The following is a 15,562-nucleotide window of genomic DNA, read 5'->3' as shown; positions in this document are numbered from 1 at the left end:
ATCTAGGTTGTTGCCGGCTTCGGCTTGTCCTCTTCGGGATGTGCGATCTCGTGACCGTCGTCCTCGGTGCTCGGCTGGCGCACGGTCTGGACGACGAAACCCTTCTTCCACAGGATCCAGAGCAGCAGCATTCCCGGGATTGCGATGACCACCGTGAACAGCCAGAAGCCCACCCAGCCCAAGCCCTCTGCGATATAGCCACCCGGCGCCGCGAGCCAGGTGCGTCCGACCGCAGCGAAGGATGACAGCAGCGCGAACTGGGTGGCGGTATAGGCAAGGCTCGACAGGCCCGACAGATAGGTGACGAAGACGGTGAGGCCGATGCCGCTGGTGAAGTTCTCGGTACCGACGGCGATCGCGAGCATCAGCGGCGAATGGCCGACCGAGGCCAGCGCGGCGAACAGCAGGTTGCTGAACATCATCATCAGCCCCGAAACGAGCAGCGCACGGCCCATGCCGAGCCAGGCGATAAAGGGCGCCGCGAGCGCCGAACCGAGGATCAGCGCGACGAAGCCGACTCCCTTGTTGATCGCGACGAATTCGGTGTCGGTGAAGCCCAGTTCGACGATCATCGGGTTGAGCATCCCCTGCCCCATCGCGTCGCCGACCTTGTAGACGAGGACGAAGAAGAGGATCAGCACCGCGCCATGGCGGCCGAAAAATTCGCGGAACGGGTTGATCACCGTTTCCTGCAACCAGCTTCCGAAGCTCTGCCCCACGGCGCGGGCGCGGTTCGGGTCGAAACGCCCCGGCCCCGCATAGAGCGCGCCGAGCAGCGCGGGGAGAATCGCTAGCCCGGTGAAACCATAAGCCGCGGCCCAGCCGAGGTTGAACCCCTCGGGCGACGCCAGCGCGATCGTGCCGACACCGGCGATCAGATTGCCCGTACGATACCCGAACTGGTTCATCGCGGTGCCGTGCGGCAGTTCGGCGTCGCTTAAAATCTCGATACGATAGGCGTCGATGACGATGTCCTGCGTCGCCGACAAAAAGGCGACGGTGATCGCCCAGAAAGCGAAGGGCGCGAGATTGTCGTTGGTCGGGTTGCTCGTGCCCAACTGCCAGATCGCGACGACCAACAACGCCTGAATGAAGAACAGCCAGCCGCGCCGCTGTCCGAATGTTTTGGTCAGGAACGGCAGCGGAAGACGGTCGACGAGCGGCGCCCACAGGAATTTCAACGTATAGGGCGTCGTCAGCCCGATCGCGAAGCCGATGGTCGATTTCTCGATCCCGACCTTCGACAGCCAGAAGGTCATCGTGCCGAGCAGCAGAGTCAGCGGAAAGCCGCTCGAAATGCCGAGCAAGAAGGCGACGATCGGCATCGGCTTGCGATAAGGGGCAAAGCTCGGGACGACGAATGCGAGGCCGATCACCAGCGCGAGCACCGCGACCAACACCACCGAATCAAGCCCAAGCTGCATCGCGACCCTCCCCATTCCGCGTGCGCGGACCGTCAAAGCCAAAGGCCTAAAGCCTCGTCCCTAAATTGGAAGCGGCTATTTGGCGATCATGCGCTGGGCCGAGCCGATCAGGCGGCCTCGGGGCGCCAGTAGGTCTGGAGGCCGCTGATCTTGCGCGGCGGCTTGTTCTTGCAGACCATGCCCTCGACCGCGCGCAATGCCGCGACGAGCGCCGAAGCGCTATGCGGTTTGCCGAGGCAGGCGAGCGCGATGTCGCTCGCATCTTCGGGGCATTGTCCGGTCACGAGCAACACCGCGATGCCGCGATCGCGCGCCAGCCGTGCGACTTCGCGTCCGGTCATATGTCCTGCGAGCGCGAGGTCGAGGACCAGCGCGTCGAGCTGTTCCGCCGCGATGATCGCGACCGCCGCCTCGCCCGAATCGACGGTGGCGACGACATCATAGCCGCTGTGCTTGAGCGTCCGTTCATTGTCGAACGCGACCAGCGGATCATCCTCGATGATCAGCAGCCGCTTGATGCACGACGGGCGGGACACGAAGAGCATAGACACTCCCTTTGACATCGCCATGACTCGCTCTGCGCCTTCCTGCAAGATCGGTTCTGCTCGCCATCGACGAAGCGGTGCGTTTCCGGCTATGAGCGTGATCACAACGCAACACCTTTTCCCTGAAAACGACACGAAAGCCGCATCCGTTCCGATGACGACACGCCGTCCGCCCCGTAATCCGCCCCGCCTGGCGCCCAAAAGCGCCGGCGACCGAGACGCCCCGAAGGGCCGCCGCGCCGCGCGCGCGGCGGCACCGCCGCGTAAACCCCAGGCTGCCGAGTCCGAACGCGAGGACGGGCCGCAGCGCATCGCCAAGCTGCTGGCGCGCGCCGGCGTGGGATCGCGCCGCGATGTCGAGAGGATGATCGAGGAAGGGCGCATCGCCCTCAATGGCGAGATCATCGTTCAGCCCGCGCCCTTGCTGGCGTCGCTCGACGGCCTGACCGTCGATGGCAATCCCGTCGCCAAGCCCGTGTCCACGCGCCTTTATCGCTTTCACAAGCCTGCCGGCTGCCTGACCGCGGCGCGCGACCCCAAGGGCCGCAAGACGATCTACGATCTGCTTCCCAAGGGCCTGCCGCGCCTGATGCCTGTCGGGCGTCTCGACTATAATACCGAGGGCTTGCTGCTGCTGACCAACGACGGCGAGTTCAAGCGCCAGCTCGAACTGCCCGCGAGCGGGGTCGAGCGCACCTACCGCGCCCGCGCCTTTGGCGACATCAGCCAGGAGCAGCTCGAGGAGCTGGTGATGGGCATCGAGATCGACGGCATCCGTTATGGCAAGATCGATGCCAATCTCGAACGCCGCACGGGCCGCAACCAGTGGATCGAGATGACGCTGACCGAAGGCAAGAACCGCGAAGTGCGCCGCGTGCTCGAACATCTCGGCCTGCAGGTCAGCCGCCTGATACGTACGCGTTACGGCCAGTTCACCCTTGAAGCGCTCGACGTCGGCGCGGTCGAGATCGTCCCGCGCGACGAACTGTTCCAGTTCCGGCGGCGAATGGGCTGACGATGCGTGTGATTTCCGGCGAATGGCGCGGACGCAAATTGCTCGCGCCGAAAAATGACGCGACCCGCCCGACGGCGGATCGCACGCGCGAAACCCTTTTCTCGATGCTGGCGAGCCGCCTCGGCAGTTTCGAAGGGCTGCATGTCGCCGACCTGTTCGCAGGATCGGGCGCGCTGGGGATCGAGGCGCTGTCGCGCGGTGCGGCGCAATGCCTGTTCGCCGAACAGGATCGCGATGCGCTCGACGCGCTCAGGAAGAATCTGGGTACGCTCGGCGCCGCGGACCGCGCCGATGTGCGCGCGGGTTCGGTGCTCGCTCTCGGCCCGGCAAAGCGGAGCTACGACCTGTTGCTGTTCGACGCGCCTTACGGCACCGGCGCGGGCAGCGTTGCGCTCGACAAGCTCAACCGGCTCGGCTGGATCGGCCCCGACAGCCTGATCTCGATCGAAACCGCCGAAGAGGAAGCGGTCGAGATTGCGGGATTCGACATCGATGCCGAACGCAAGGTCGGCAAGGCGAAGCTGACCCTGCTTCGTCTCGCCTGAGTTCAGCTTTCGGCTATCTGCCGGCGCACCATCAGCAGGCCGAGCCAGCTCACCACCCCGGCTAGTGCGAGATAGAGCCCGACCATCGGCGTCCCGCCGCGCTCGGCGAGCGCCTGCGCGATGAGCGGCGCCATCGCGCCGCCGAGGATGCCGCCGGCGTTGAAGGTGACCGAGGCCCCCGTGTAGCGCACGTGCACCGGAAAAAGCGCGGTCAGCCAGCTACCGAGCGGGCCATAGACCAGCCCCATCACGAACAACGCGGCGGCGAGTCCGAGGAAGACGATCGGCCAGCTTCCCGACGCGAGCGACGGCCCGAACAGGAAGCCGATCAATATCGTTGCGCCGCAGCCCCAGGTGAGCACCCGCTGCGCGCTCGACGCGTCGCTGGCATAGCCTGCGAAGATAATCCCGCCCGCCATGAACAGGATCGCGCCGAGCTGGACGAGCAGGAACTGCTCCTTCGGATAGCCGAGCGCGCTTGTCCCGTGCGCGAGGGCGAAACTGGTCGCGAGATAGAAGATGGCGAAGCAGGCGACGACCGCGAAGGTCCCCGCCAGCGTCGGGATCAGGTGACCGCGCAGCAATTCGCCGATCGGCACTCCGACCGGCGCTTTCTGCTCCAGTGCTTCGGTAAAGGCGGGCGTCTCGCCGATCTTGAGCCGCACCCACAGCCCGAGCCCTACTAGTAGCGCCGAAAAGAGGAAGGGAATGCGCCAGCCCCAGCTTGTGAAATCGGCGTCGGATAACGTTATGCCGAGGATCAGGAACAGCCCGTTCGCGGCGATGAAGCCGACCGGCGCGCCAAGCTGCGGAAACATGCCGAAGCGCGATTGCCATCCCGGCGGTGCGTTCTCGACCGCCAGCAATGCCGCGCCGCCCCACTCGCCGCCGAGCCCGAACCCTTGCCCGAAGCGCAGGATGCAGAGGAGCAGCGGCGCGATCCACCCCGCCATCGCATAGGTCGGCAGGAAAGCGATGAGCAGCGTCGATCCGCCCATCAGCATCAGCGAAGCGACGAGCGTCGACTTGCGTCCGATCCGGTCGCCATAATGGCCGAACACGATCGCCCCGACCGGCCGCGCGAAGAAGGCGAGGCCAAAGGTCATGAAGCTGTACATGAGCTGCGCCGACGCCGATTCGTCGGGAAAGAAGAGCGGCCCGAAGACGAGCGCCGCCGCAGTGCCATAGATATAGAAATCGTAAAATTCGACCGCGGTGCCGACGAGGCTTGCGGTCAGGATGCGCCGGTGCTTGCGATAGGGTGCCAGATCCACGGCAACGCCCCTCCCCTGTTTGTCTCGGCGCCGCTTTGGACGCGTTGCCCTGTGTGGTGCAAGGTAGAATGCAGCGCGGTGGCCGTTTGGACCTTTCATGCGGCGCATTGGCCAACCGCCTGCGACGGAGCTAAGAGCGGTCCATATGACCGGATTTCAACAGATCGGCATCGTCGGCGCAGGCCGGGTCGCGCAGGCGCTGGCGCTCGGCCTTTCGCCCCACTCGCTCGCGCCGCCGTTGCTGTGGGCGCGCGCTCCCGACAAGGCCGAAGCCGCCGCAGCGCGCTTGGGATGCGCGGTCACGGAGCATCGCATCGACCGGCTGATGCAATCTTGCGATGCCGTTGCCATAGCGGTGTCCGATGATGCCGTGGAAACGATTGCCGCTGAACTGGCGGCGGCGGGGCCGGCGGATCGTCGCCCGTTCGTGTTCCATGTCAGCGGCCGCAGCGGCGCAGCGATCCTCGAACCATTACACGCGGCGGGAGCGCTGACCGCGGCGATCCATCCCGCGATGACCTTTACCGGCGATCCGCAGGGCGAAGCCGCACGCATGAAGCAGGCGCGCTTCGCGGTGACCGGATCGTCGCCGCAAGCAATCGAGCTCGCGCACCGCCTTGTGGGCCTGTTGGGCGGGATCGCGGTCGATATCGCCGAGGAGCGGCGCCCGCTCTATCATGCCGCGCTGTGCCACGCGTCGAACCATCTCGTCACCTTGATGGCCGGCGCCTCGCACGCGTTGCGCAATGCGGGGGTCGACGATCCCGCCGGGCTGCTCGCCCCGCTCGTCCGCGCTGCGCTCGAAAACAGCCTCGACCGTGGTTTCGATGCCTTGTCGGGGCCGCTGCTGCGCGGCGACAGTCAGACGATCCAAAGCCATCTCGACATTCTCGCCGCATGCTGTCCCGACCTGCTTCCCGCCTATCGGGCCATGGGGCTGGCGACGCTCGACGAAATGGCGCGTGGCGATGCACAGCGCGTCTCGCCCGAGCTGCGCAAGCTGCTCGGCTAAGCGGCCCGTCCCGTCGCCGCGCACTGGACAGCGCCCGCGCTGTTCCCTAATCGTTCGCGCGTGAATATGCCTCCTGCCTCGATACCCGACCTGCCGCCGCCCGACCCGTCGGACCCGCCCTATCTGCACGGGCTGAATGGGCCGCAGCGGCAGGCTGTGCTGACGACCGAAGGCCCGGTGCTGATGCTCGCGGGGGCCGGCACCGGCAAGACCGCGGCGCTCACCGCGCGGCTCGCGCATATCATCGCGACACGCCGGGCCTGGCCGTCGGAGATCCTCGCGGTCACCTTCACCAACAAGGCGGCGCGCGAGATGCGCGAACGAATCGGGCGGATGATCGGCGATGCGGTCGAGGGCATGCCGTGGCTCGGCACCTTCCACAGCATCGCGGCGAAGATGCTGCGGCGGCACGCCGAACTCGTCGGGCTGCAGAGCAATTTCACCATTCTCGACACCGACGACCAGCTTCGCGTGCTCAAACAGCTCATCCAGGCCGAGGGGCTCGACGAGAAGCGCTGGCCGGCGCGCCAGCTCGCGGGGCTGATCGACAAGTGGAAGAACCGCGGCCTCACCCCGCCCGATCTCGATGCGGCCGACAAGGAAGCCTATGCCGACGGCAAGGGGCAGCATTTCTACGCGCTCTATCAGGCGCGGCTGAAAACGCTCAACGCCTGCGACTTCGGTGACCTGCTGCTCCACATGCTGGTGATCCTGAAAAACCACCGCGACGTGCTCGAACAATATCAGGAGCGCTTCAAATATATCCTCGTCGACGAATATCAGGACACCAATGCCAGCCAGTATCTCTGGCTCCGCCTGCTCGCACAGGCGCGCAAGAATATCTGCTGCGTCGGCGACGACGACCAGTCGATCTATTCGTGGCGCGGTGCCGAGGTCGCAAACATCCTGCGCTTCGAAAAGGACTTCCCGGGCGCGACGGTGATCCGCCTCGAACAGAATTATCGCTCGACGCCGCAGATCCTTGCCGCTGCCTCGGCGCTGATCGCGCAGAACAGCGGCCGCCTCGGCAAGACGCTGTGGACCGAACTCGATCCGGGCGACAAGCTCCGCGTCGTCGGCGTCTGGGACGGGCCCGAGGAGGCGCGGCGGATCGGCGAGGAGCTGGAGACGCTCCAGCACCGTAAGGTCAGCCTCGATCGCACCGCGATCCTCGTCCGCGCCCAGTTCCAGACGCGCGAGTTCGAAGACCGCTTCATCGCGATCGGTATGCCGTACCGCATTGTCGGCGGTTTCCGCTTCTACGAACGCGCCGAAATCCGCGACGCGCTTGCCTATCTCCGCCTCGTCCAGTCGAGCGCCGACGATCTTGCGTTCGAGCGCATCGTCAACGTCCCCAAGCGCGGGCTCGGCGACAAGGCGCTGGCGCGGATCCACCAATATGCGCGCCACGAGCGCGCGCCGCTCTTCCACGCCGCCTCGCGGATCACCGAAACCGACGAACTGACGCCGCAGGCGCGCCGCCAGCTCGCGAATTTCGTCGCGCAGATGCGGAACTGGCAGGGCAAGGCGAACGAACTATCGCATCCCGAACTCACCCAGCTCATTCTCGACGAATCGGGCTATACCGCGATGCTGCAGGCCGACCGCAGCGTCGAGGCTGCGGGCCGCCTCGAAAACCTGTCCGAACTCGTCCGCGCGATGGAAGAGTATGAATCGCTCGAAGCCTTCCTCGAGCATGTCAGTCTCGTGATGGACCGCGACCAGAATGACGACACCGAGACCGTCACCATCATGACGATCCACGCCGCCAAGGGGCTGGAATTCGACCATGTGTTCCTCGCGGGCTGGGAGGATGGGGTGTTTCCGTCGCAGCGATCGATGGACGAGGGCGGCACCGCCAGCCTCGAGGAAGAGCGCCGCCTCGCCTATGTCGCGATTACCCGCGCCCGTCGGCGCGCGAGCATCTATCATGCCGCGAACCGGCGTATCTATGGCCAGTGGATGAGCAGCATCCCGAGCCGTTTCATCGGCGAAATCCCGCAAGAGCATATCGAGAGCGAGAACAGCTTCGGCGGCGGGCAAAGCCTGTGGCGCGCCAACTGGTCGGCGCAGGGCGATCCCTTCGCCCATGTCGCCGAACGCCAGCCGGCCCGCACGATGACGCGCGGTCCGGCCTGGCAGCGTGCGGTTGCGCAATCCTCGACGATCACCCGCGCGCCCGCGCCCAGCGAAAAAGGCCCCGCCGCCTCGGTCGGCGCCAAGCCGCGCAGCGACCTGGCGATCGGTATGCGCGTCTTCCACGAGAAATTCGGGTACGGCGAGATCATCGACATCGACGGCAACAAGCTGGAGGTGGAGTTCGAGCAGGCCGGCAGCAAGCGGGTGCTCGACGGCTTTGTGAAGCTCGCCTGATTTCTTATTGTCTACTACATTGGTTATGATATGTCGTCCCATGCGGCCAACGAGTCGCGTTTTGGGAGAGTCTTCTATGAAAACCAAGCTCTTAGCGGGCGCGATGGCGCTCGCCCTGATTGGCTGCTCGGAAAAAGCAGCCGAAGATAATGCTTCTACCGACACCCCTTCCCCCGCTGCCGAAGCATCGACCGCCGCCCGGGATGCTGCCGAAGAGGCCGTCCCGGATATCGGCCTCAACGCGACCCCCGGTATTGCTTTCGATTACAGCTACGCATTCCGCCTTGACGATGACCGGATCGCCAAGGTCCAGAGCGAGCATGCCGCCGCCTGTGAAATGCTCGGCACCGCGCGGTGCCGGATTGCCGACATCCGCTATGGCAAGGTCCGTGAGAATGAGGTCGAGGCGCAGACGAGTTTCAAACTCGACCCCGGCATCGCCCGCAAATTCGGCGCCGATGCGATCGCCAGCGTCGAGAAAGCCGAGGGCGTACTCGCCGATGCCAGCGTCGCCGGCGAGGATGTCGGCAGCCAGATCGAGCAATCGCAACAGCGCAGTGCGGGTGCTGCCGCCGAAATCGAGCGCCTCGAAGGGCGGCTGAAACAGGGCGGACTCGACAAGGCCGAGCGCGCGGAACTGCTCGCGCAAATCGCCGGGCTGCGCGGACAGATCGGTGACGAGCGCGCCAGCCGGCGCGCCGGCGAAGCGAAGATCGCGATGACCAGCGTCGTCTTCAACTATGTCGGCAACGGCGGCCTGCCGGGCATCGGCCATAAAAACCCGTTCAGCAACGCGTGGACGACGCTGCTTGGCAGCGGCGGCACCCTGCTTTCGATCATTCTCGTGGCTGGCGCAGCGATCCTGCCCTGGGCGCTGCTTGCCGCGCTTATCGTGTTCCTGTGGCGGAAATTCCGTCGCGGGCGCCCGACCGGGCCGTCCGCGCCGACAGCCTGACGGGCGTTATGGCCGGGGGCGGGTGATCTGTCCCCGGTCGATACGCTTGGCTGGAAGGAGAAAGGGTCGTGGTGGAGCCGAGGGGAATCGAACCCCTGACCTCTGCAGTGCGATTGCAGCGCTCTCCCATCTGAGCTACGGCCCCGCGACCGGCGGCGTCTTAACGGGCCAGCCGGACAGTGGCAACGGCTTTTCTGATCATTGGGCCGTGTCGCCGGATAAAAACGGGAAAGCGGGGGTAATATGGCCAAGGCGTGGCACCTCATCAGCCGTCCGACCGGACTACCGACGATGGCGGACTTCGCGCTACGCGATTTGCCCGACGCGCCGCCGGAGGCCGATCAACTGCGGGTTCGCAACCTCTGGCTTTCGGTCGATCCCTATATGCGCGGCCGCATGAACGACGCGAAAAGCTATGCCGCCAGTTTCCAGATCGACCAGCCGATGACCGGCGGCGCGATCGGCGAAGTGGTCGAAAGCCGGCTCGAGGGTTTTGCGCCCGGCGACCTCGTCCTCCATATGGGTGGCTGGCGCGACGGCGGGGTCATCGGGCTCGACATGATGCCGAACAAATTGCCCGCCGCCGCGCTTGCTGCGGGGATGACGCCGCAGACCTTTCTTCATAACATGGGCCTGACCGGTGGTACGGCGTGGATCGGACTGCTGAGGATCGCGGCCGCGAAGCCCGGCGACGTCGTTTTCGTCTCCGCAGCCGCGGGCGCCGTCGGTTCCGCCGTGGTACAGATCGCCAAGGCGCGCGAGATGACGGTGATCGGCTCGGCGGGCGGCGCGGAAAAATGCACGTGGGTCAAGGCGCTCGGTGCCGACGCGGTGATCGATTACAAGGCTGGCCCCGTCCTTCCGGCGCTGGCAGCGGCTCTGAATGAATTGGGCAAGAGCGGCGTCGATGTCTATTTCGACAATGTCGGCGGCGAGCATCTCGACGCTGCTTTCGCTACCGCCAGTGATTTCGCACGCTTCGCCATTTGCGGGATGATCGACGTCTATAACGACGGCAAGGCGCAGGAGATGAAATATCTGATCCGAGCGATCCCGGCGCGCATCCGAATGGAAGGCTTTATCTACACCGACCAGTTCATCGACTGCATGGAGGAATTTTACGCCGACATGGGGGCGTTGATCGCCAGCGGCGCGGTGACGATGCGCGAGACGGTGCACGACGGTCTGGAGGCAACGCCGCAGGCGTTCCTCGGGCTCTTCTCCGGCGGCAATATCGGGAAGATGCTGGTCAGGCTCTGACCCGCGTCGGCATCACTCGGTGCCGAAGCCAACCGAAAGGAAGCTCGGCATCGGGCCGTTCCAGCCATCGTCGGGACCGTCCTGATCGTCATGACGGGTGGACGCCGGCGGTTTGCGCTTGTCGCCGGCCCTCTTCGGCTTCGACGGCGCTTCCTCGGTTGCCTTTACCGGACGCGGCTCGTCCTTCGTCGATTTCGATCCGCCGCGGCTGCGCCCGGACCGGGCCTCTCGCCGCGGTTCGCGATCCTCGACGTCGGCTGCCTTGGCATCCGATGCTGTCGGTGACGCCTGACTATGGACCGGAATCTGGTAGCCAGTGAGCTTCTGGATATTGTCGACCGCTTCGTCGTCCGACGGGGTGACCAGCGTAAACGCCCGCCCCTTCGCACCCGCGCGACCGGTACGGCCGATGCGGTGGACATAGTCGTCGGGGTGCCAGGGGGCATCGAAATTGAAGACGTGGCTGACGCCCTTCACGTCGAGCCCGCGTGCCGCAACATCGGAGGCGACGAGGATATTGATCGTGCCGGCCTTGAAACGGTCGAGCTCGGCGATCCGGCTCGACTGGTCCATGTCGCCATGGATCTCGCCGGCCTTATATCCGTAGCGCTGCAGCGACTTGGCCAGTTCGCGGACCGTCGTCTTGCGATTGCAGAAGATGATCGCGGTACCGATGTCTTCGGCCTCGATCAGCCCGCGCAGCGTGTCGCGCTTGCTGCGTTCCGACGTCTTGACGAGGAACTGTTCGATATTTTCGTTGCGGCTCGCCGGGCGGGCAACCTCGATCGTCTTCGGGTTCGACAGGAACTTGTCGGCCAGTTTCTTGATCGGCGGCGGCATCGTCGCCGAAAACAGCAGCGTCTGCCGATTCGCGGGCAGCTTGGTGCAGATATTCTCGATGTCCGGAATGAAGCCCATGTCGAGCATCCGGTCGGCCTCGTCGATCACGAGCAGGTTGCAGCCGGTGAGCAGGATCTTGCCGCGTTCGAACAGGTCCATCAGGCGGCCCGGCGTCGCGATCAGCACGTCGACGCCTTTTTCGAGCGCTTTGACCTGGTCACCCATCTGGACGCCGCCGATCAGCAGCGCCATCGACAGCTTGTTATATTTGCCGTATTTTTCAAAGTTTTCCGCGACTTGCGCTGCAAGCTCACGCGTCGGCGCGAGGATCAGCGAGCGCGGCATCCGGGCGCGGGCGCGGCCGTGAGCGAGGATGTCGATCATCGGCAAGACGAACGAAGCGGTCTTGCCGGTGCCCGTCTGGGCGATGCCGATAATATCCCGCATCATCAGGACCGACGGGATCACCCCCGCCTGAATCGGCGTCGGTTCGTCGTAGCCCGACTCCTCGATGGCGCGCAAAAGTTCGTCGGAAAGGCCGATGTCGGCAAATTTCATAAGGTCATCATGTCCGGAAAAGGTGACAGCGCAGCGTCCCACGCCAGCCAACGCTGCGCCGCCCCTAAGGGAAAGGGCGATGAAAAGTCAAGGAAAGCCGAGCCTATGGACACGATTAATCGTCGCGTCCGTTACGAGCATCAATCCTCGTCGCGCGGAACCGGAACCATCAGGCGGAACTTGTCGACCTCGCACTTCGCCCCGGTACGGGCGTGGATCTGGTCGCGACCCTCGCAGAGCCTGCCGTCCTTGCTGCCCTGCATATAGAATCCGGCGTAGAAATCGAGCGCCCGGCAGCCGCGGTTGAGCTGGGCGCGAAGCCGTTGTTTTTGCCGCGTTATCAAATCGATACTGTCGCGCTGAACCGCCTGCATGCCAAGGATGTTGCGCATGGCGACGCATTTCGGCGCCTTCTTTTCTTTCCACACCAGCGGCAGTTCGCGCGACCGCAGCGCCGTCGTCGGCCCCGCGGCGAAATTGTTGAGCGAGGAACGTTGTGCCGGAACGCGGATGATCAACTGCTGCTCGATCACGACCTGCCAGTAAGGCGTCGTCGGCGGTTCGAGTGCCGGCGCCGCGAGCGACACCAGCGGCTCGGGCAGCGCGGCAGGCATTTCGGCGTCGGCGGGTGCCGCCGCGAGTATCAGCAGGGTCGCGGACGTCAGCACGATTCGGTTGCCGTCCTTTCGGCGCCCTGACAGAAGATGTTGCTCACCATGGCTCCCGCATCGATGCTCGCTGGACGAAAACAGCCTATTCGTCCAACGCCCCCTTTAACAGGCATGATTGAACATCAAATGAATTGCTGTCGACCCCTGCCTCTCCAACCGTCGCGAAATTTCGGGAGCAAAGCATCATGACTAGCGCGCCATCGCCTCAGGCCCTCGATGCGCTTGCCGGCCTGCTCGGGCCCAAGGGTTTCACCACCGATGCCGACGCGATGGCGCCGTGGTTGACCGACTGGCGCGGCAAATATCATGGCGCCGCCGCCGCGATGCTGTCTCCCGCGACGACCGATGAGGTGGCTTCCGTTGTTCGCCTCTGTGCCGAGAACGACGTTGCGTTGGTGCCCCAAGGCGGAAACAGCGGCATGGTCGGAGGCGCGACGCCCGACGCTTCGGGAAACACGGTCCTGCTTTCGACGCGCCGAATGAATGCCATTCGCGCGATCGACCGCGATGCGCAGACCGTCGTCGCCGAAGCCGGCGTGATCCTCGAACATCTGCACGAAGCGGTCCTGCGCGAGGGATTGCGTTTTCCCCTGACCCTTGGCGGCAAGGGGTCGGCGACGATCGGCGGGCTGGTTTCGACCAATGCCGGCGGCACGCAAGTCCTTCGCCACGGTACGATGCGGGCGCTGGTCGCGGGGATCGAGGCCGTGCTGCCCGACGGCAGCATTTTCGATGGCCTCGCGCCATTGAAGAAGGATAACCGCGGCTATGACCTTCGCCACCTGCTCTGCGGCGCCGAGGGAACATTGGGCATCGTGACTGCGGCTTGCCTTCGGCTCGTGCCCGCCGCAGCGGCGCGCCGGACGGCATGGATCGGACTCGAATCGCCCGCCACCGCGCTGCAGTTGCTCCGCCGCCTCGACGCTGCGATCGGCCGCGAACTCGAAGGCTTCGAAATCATTCCGCAAAGCTGCCTCGACGCCGTTCTCCGTCATATTCCCCAAACGCGCGCGCCGCTCGCGAAGGCCAGTCCCTGGCACGCCTTGGTCGAACTCGCCGGCGAGAGCGAAGATGCGCTCGACATGGCGCTGCAGGCCGAACTCGCCGCGGCTCTCGAAGCAGGGTTGATCGAGGATGTCGTGATTGCCAAAAATGATCGCGAAAGCGAGGATTTCTGGCGCCTGCGCGATTCCATATCGGAAGCCGAGCGCGCCGAAGGTCCGGCGCTTCAACACGATATCAGCGTCCCCGTCGACCTGATGCCGGCCTTCATCGCCGAAAATCCGCTACGCCTCGCCGCAGCCTTTCCCGGCGCCCGCGCGCTTTCCTTCGGACATCTGGGCGACGGCAATGTCCATCACCATGTCCAGCCGCCGGTGGATGCCGACGGCCGGGCATGGCTTGCTGCGCATGGAGATGCGGTGAGCCGGCTCGTCTATTCGCATGTGATCGAACTCGGCGGTTCGATCTCGGCGGAGCACGGGATCGGCCAGATGAAGCACGACATCCTCGCCGAGCTCGACAGTCCGGCGCGCATGGCGGCGCTGCGCGGCATAAAGGCCGGCCTCGACCCTGCCGGTCTGTTCAATCCGGGCAAGCTGATCGGCTGACCATCCGTCGTTCGGCCGCCACGTTCCGGATCATCGCCCCCTTGCGCCGCGCCGCGCGTGCCAATATGGCGCGCCATTGCCCTTTCGACCCCGTATCAACGGGGTCCCATCTCGGAGTTCGATCATGGCCACTGCGCCCGCACCTGCCAACCTGCCGCTTTTCTACAAGGACCTCGTTCCGCTTTCGAGCGTCGATCACGCCGACTTCCACGCCCGCCCGCTCGACAAGGCCGACTTCCTGATCGACCAGCATGCCGTGCCGCTGACCTCGGACGAGTTCATCGCCGCGAGCCGCTTTTACCCGATCGTCTTTTCGGCCGGTGAAAACCCGGTTCCGCTGGCGCTGATGGGGCTCAACGAAGGCATGAACACCTTTGTCGATGCCGATGGCAAGTTGATCAACCCGGTCTATGTGCCGGCCTATATCCGCCGTTACCCCTTCCTGCTCGCCCGCCTGCGCCCCGACAGCGACGAACTGTCGCTGTGCTTCGACCCCACGTCGGGCGCGGTCGGCAAGTTCGACGAGGGCGACGCGCTGTTCGCCGACGGCAAGCCGACCGAACCGGTCAACGCCGTGCTCGAATTCTGCAAGAATTTCGAAGAATCGGGCCAGCGCACCGGTGCCTTTGTCGACGAACTCAAGAAAGCCGACCTGCTGATGGACGGCGAAGTCAGCATCCAGCCCGAAGGCAGCGACAAGCCCTATGTCTATCGCGGGTTCCAGATGGTCGACGAAAACAAGCTGCGCGAACTGCGCGGCGATGTCTTGCGCAAGATGATGCAGAACGGCATGCTCGGCCTGATTTTCGCGCACCTCTTTTCGCTGCAACTGATGCGCGAGATTTTTGCGGAGCAGGTGAAGAGCGGCAAGATGCCGCTGGTCACGGAGGCTCCCGCCGCCTGAGGAGACTGCTTATGGCCACCAACGCCGACGCCGGGGCAGCGGGAACGACCGCCGATCCGCGCTATACGAAGGTGGCCATATGGCTTCACTGGGTGATCGGGCTGTCGGTCATCGCCAATATCGGTCTCGCGATGCTGACCGAGGACATGCCGCGCGAGACACATCGCGCAGCAATGGCGACCCACAAGGCGCTCGGCATCGCGGTGCTGTTCCTGACCATCGTCCTGATCCTGTGGCGGCTGGGACATAAACCCCCGCCCTATCCGGCGGCGATGCCGGCTTGGCAGCGGCCGGTCAGCAAGATCGTCCACCTGCTCTTCTATCTGCTGCTGATCCTGCTGCCGCTGTCGGGATGGGTGTGGATGTCGGCGGCCGACCGGCCTGTCGATTTCTTCGGTTTGTTCACGGTGCCGTCGATCGCTGCGCCAAGCGAAGCTTTGGCCGACACCTTGCACGACCGGCACGAGCTGCTGGGGCTGACGATGCTGGCGCTGGTTACGCTGCATATCCTGGCGGCGCTGAAGCATCAGTTCGTCGACCGCACGCGATTGATAGGACGGATGAATCCCTTTTGAT

Annotated in this window: 14 protein-coding genes and 1 tRNA gene; 9 read left to right on the top strand and 6 right to left on the bottom strand. The window is 64.9% G+C overall.

Annotated features, from left to right (window positions below):
• Positions 1–2: 2 nt before the first annotated feature.
• Together V6U71_RS09790 and V6U71_RS09785 are read right to left on the bottom strand one after the other, a co-directional pair.
• Positions 3–1,424, bottom strand: a complete 1,422-nt coding sequence (locus tag V6U71_RS09790; RefSeq protein ID WP_411342069.1) for an AmpG family muropeptide MFS transporter — start codon at positions 1,422–1,424, stop codon at positions 3–5.
• A gap of 107 nt (positions 1,425–1,531) precedes the next feature.
• Positions 1,532–1,969 carry a response regulator gene (locus V6U71_RS09785; protein ID WP_411342068.1) on the bottom strand — a complete coding sequence of 146 codons (438 nt, stop codon included), beginning with the start codon at positions 1,967–1,969 and terminating at the stop codon, positions 1,532–1,534.
• A gap of 154 nt (positions 1,970–2,123) precedes the next feature.
• Between V6U71_RS09785 and V6U71_RS09780 the strand changes: the two genes are divergently transcribed.
• Positions 2,124–2,984 carry a pseudouridine synthase gene (locus tag V6U71_RS09780; RefSeq protein ID WP_411342067.1) on the top strand — a complete coding sequence of 287 codons (861 nt, stop codon included), beginning with the start codon at positions 2,124–2,126 and terminating at the stop codon, positions 2,982–2,984.
• 2 nt (positions 2,985–2,986) lie between these two features.
• Positions 2,987–3,529: a 16S rRNA (guanine(966)-N(2))-methyltransferase RsmD gene (gene rsmD, locus V6U71_RS09775; RefSeq protein ID WP_411342066.1), complete on the top strand. Its 543-nt coding sequence runs from the start codon at positions 2,987–2,989 to the stop codon at positions 3,527–3,529.
• A 2-nt stretch (positions 3,530–3,531) separates the two neighbouring features.
• Here rsmD and V6U71_RS09770 read toward each other — a convergent pair whose 3' ends face one another.
• Entirely contained in the window at positions 3,532–4,797 is a 1,266-nt protein-coding gene (locus V6U71_RS09770) for an MFS transporter (RefSeq protein WP_411342335.1), read from the bottom strand.
• Between the two features lie 151 nt (positions 4,798–4,948).
• Between V6U71_RS09770 and V6U71_RS09765 the strand changes: the two genes are divergently transcribed.
• From V6U71_RS09765 to V6U71_RS09755, 3 genes are all read left to right on the top strand, one after another.
• On the top strand, positions 4,949–5,815 hold the full coding sequence (locus V6U71_RS09765) for a Rossmann-like and DUF2520 domain-containing protein (RefSeq protein ID WP_411342065.1): 867 nt from the start codon (positions 4,949–4,951) through the stop codon (positions 5,813–5,815).
• 66 nt (positions 5,816–5,881) lie between these two features.
• Positions 5,882–8,188 (top strand): ATP-dependent helicase, encoded by a 2,307-nt coding sequence (locus tag V6U71_RS09760; protein ID WP_411342334.1) that lies wholly within the window; start codon positions 5,882–5,884, stop codon positions 8,186–8,188.
• A 76-nt stretch (positions 8,189–8,264) separates the two neighbouring features.
• Complete coding sequence (locus V6U71_RS09755) at positions 8,265–9,143, top strand: DUF4349 domain-containing protein (RefSeq protein ID WP_411342064.1); 879 nt, start codon at positions 8,265–8,267, stop codon at positions 9,141–9,143.
• 69 nt (positions 9,144–9,212) lie between these two features.
• On the opposite strand, the gene V6U71_RS09750 is transcribed toward V6U71_RS09755, so the two are convergent.
• Positions 9,213–9,288, bottom strand: a tRNA-Ala gene (locus V6U71_RS09750).
• Positions 9,289–9,386: 98 nt separating this feature from the next.
• On the opposite strand from V6U71_RS09750, the gene V6U71_RS09745 reads away from it, so the two are divergent.
• Complete coding sequence (locus V6U71_RS09745; RefSeq protein WP_411342063.1) at positions 9,387–10,403, top strand: NADP-dependent oxidoreductase; 1,017 nt, start codon at positions 9,387–9,389, stop codon at positions 10,401–10,403.
• A gap of 12 nt (positions 10,404–10,415) precedes the next feature.
• On the opposite strand, the gene V6U71_RS09740 is transcribed toward V6U71_RS09745, so the two are convergent.
• The gene (locus tag V6U71_RS09740) at positions 10,416–11,801 is read right to left on the bottom strand and encodes a DEAD/DEAH box helicase (RefSeq protein WP_411342062.1); all 1,386 of its coding nucleotides are present in this window, start codon (positions 11,799–11,801) and stop codon (positions 10,416–10,418) included.
• A 140-nt stretch (positions 11,802–11,941) separates the two neighbouring features.
• Positions 11,942–12,469, bottom strand: a complete 528-nt coding sequence (locus V6U71_RS09735; RefSeq protein WP_411342061.1) for a hypothetical protein — start codon at positions 12,467–12,469, stop codon at positions 11,942–11,944.
• 188 nt (positions 12,470–12,657) lie between these two features.
• Between V6U71_RS09735 and V6U71_RS09730 the strand changes: the two genes are divergently transcribed.
• From V6U71_RS09730 to V6U71_RS09720, 3 genes are all read left to right on the top strand, one after another.
• The gene (locus tag V6U71_RS09730) at positions 12,658–14,082 is read left to right on the top strand and encodes an FAD-binding oxidoreductase (RefSeq protein ID WP_411342060.1); all 1,425 of its coding nucleotides are present in this window, start codon (positions 12,658–12,660) and stop codon (positions 14,080–14,082) included.
• A 124-nt stretch (positions 14,083–14,206) separates the two neighbouring features.
• Entirely contained in the window at positions 14,207–14,986 is a 780-nt protein-coding gene (locus tag V6U71_RS09725; protein WP_054587805.1) for a SapC family protein, read from the top strand.
• An 11-nt stretch (positions 14,987–14,997) separates the two neighbouring features.
• A complete protein-coding gene (locus V6U71_RS09720) occupies positions 14,998–15,561 on the top strand; it encodes a cytochrome b (protein WP_411342059.1) in 564 nt (187 codons plus the stop codon).
• Position 15,562 lies beyond the last annotated feature (1 nt).

Origin of the sequence: Sphingopyxis sp. J-6, from assembly GCF_046603995.1 — a bacterium.
Classification (GTDB): Bacteria; Pseudomonadota; Alphaproteobacteria; order Sphingomonadales; family Sphingomonadaceae; genus Sphingopyxis.
The sequence above is the reverse complement of the archived record's forward strand: the minus strand, read 5'-3'. Positions and strand labels throughout refer to the sequence as shown.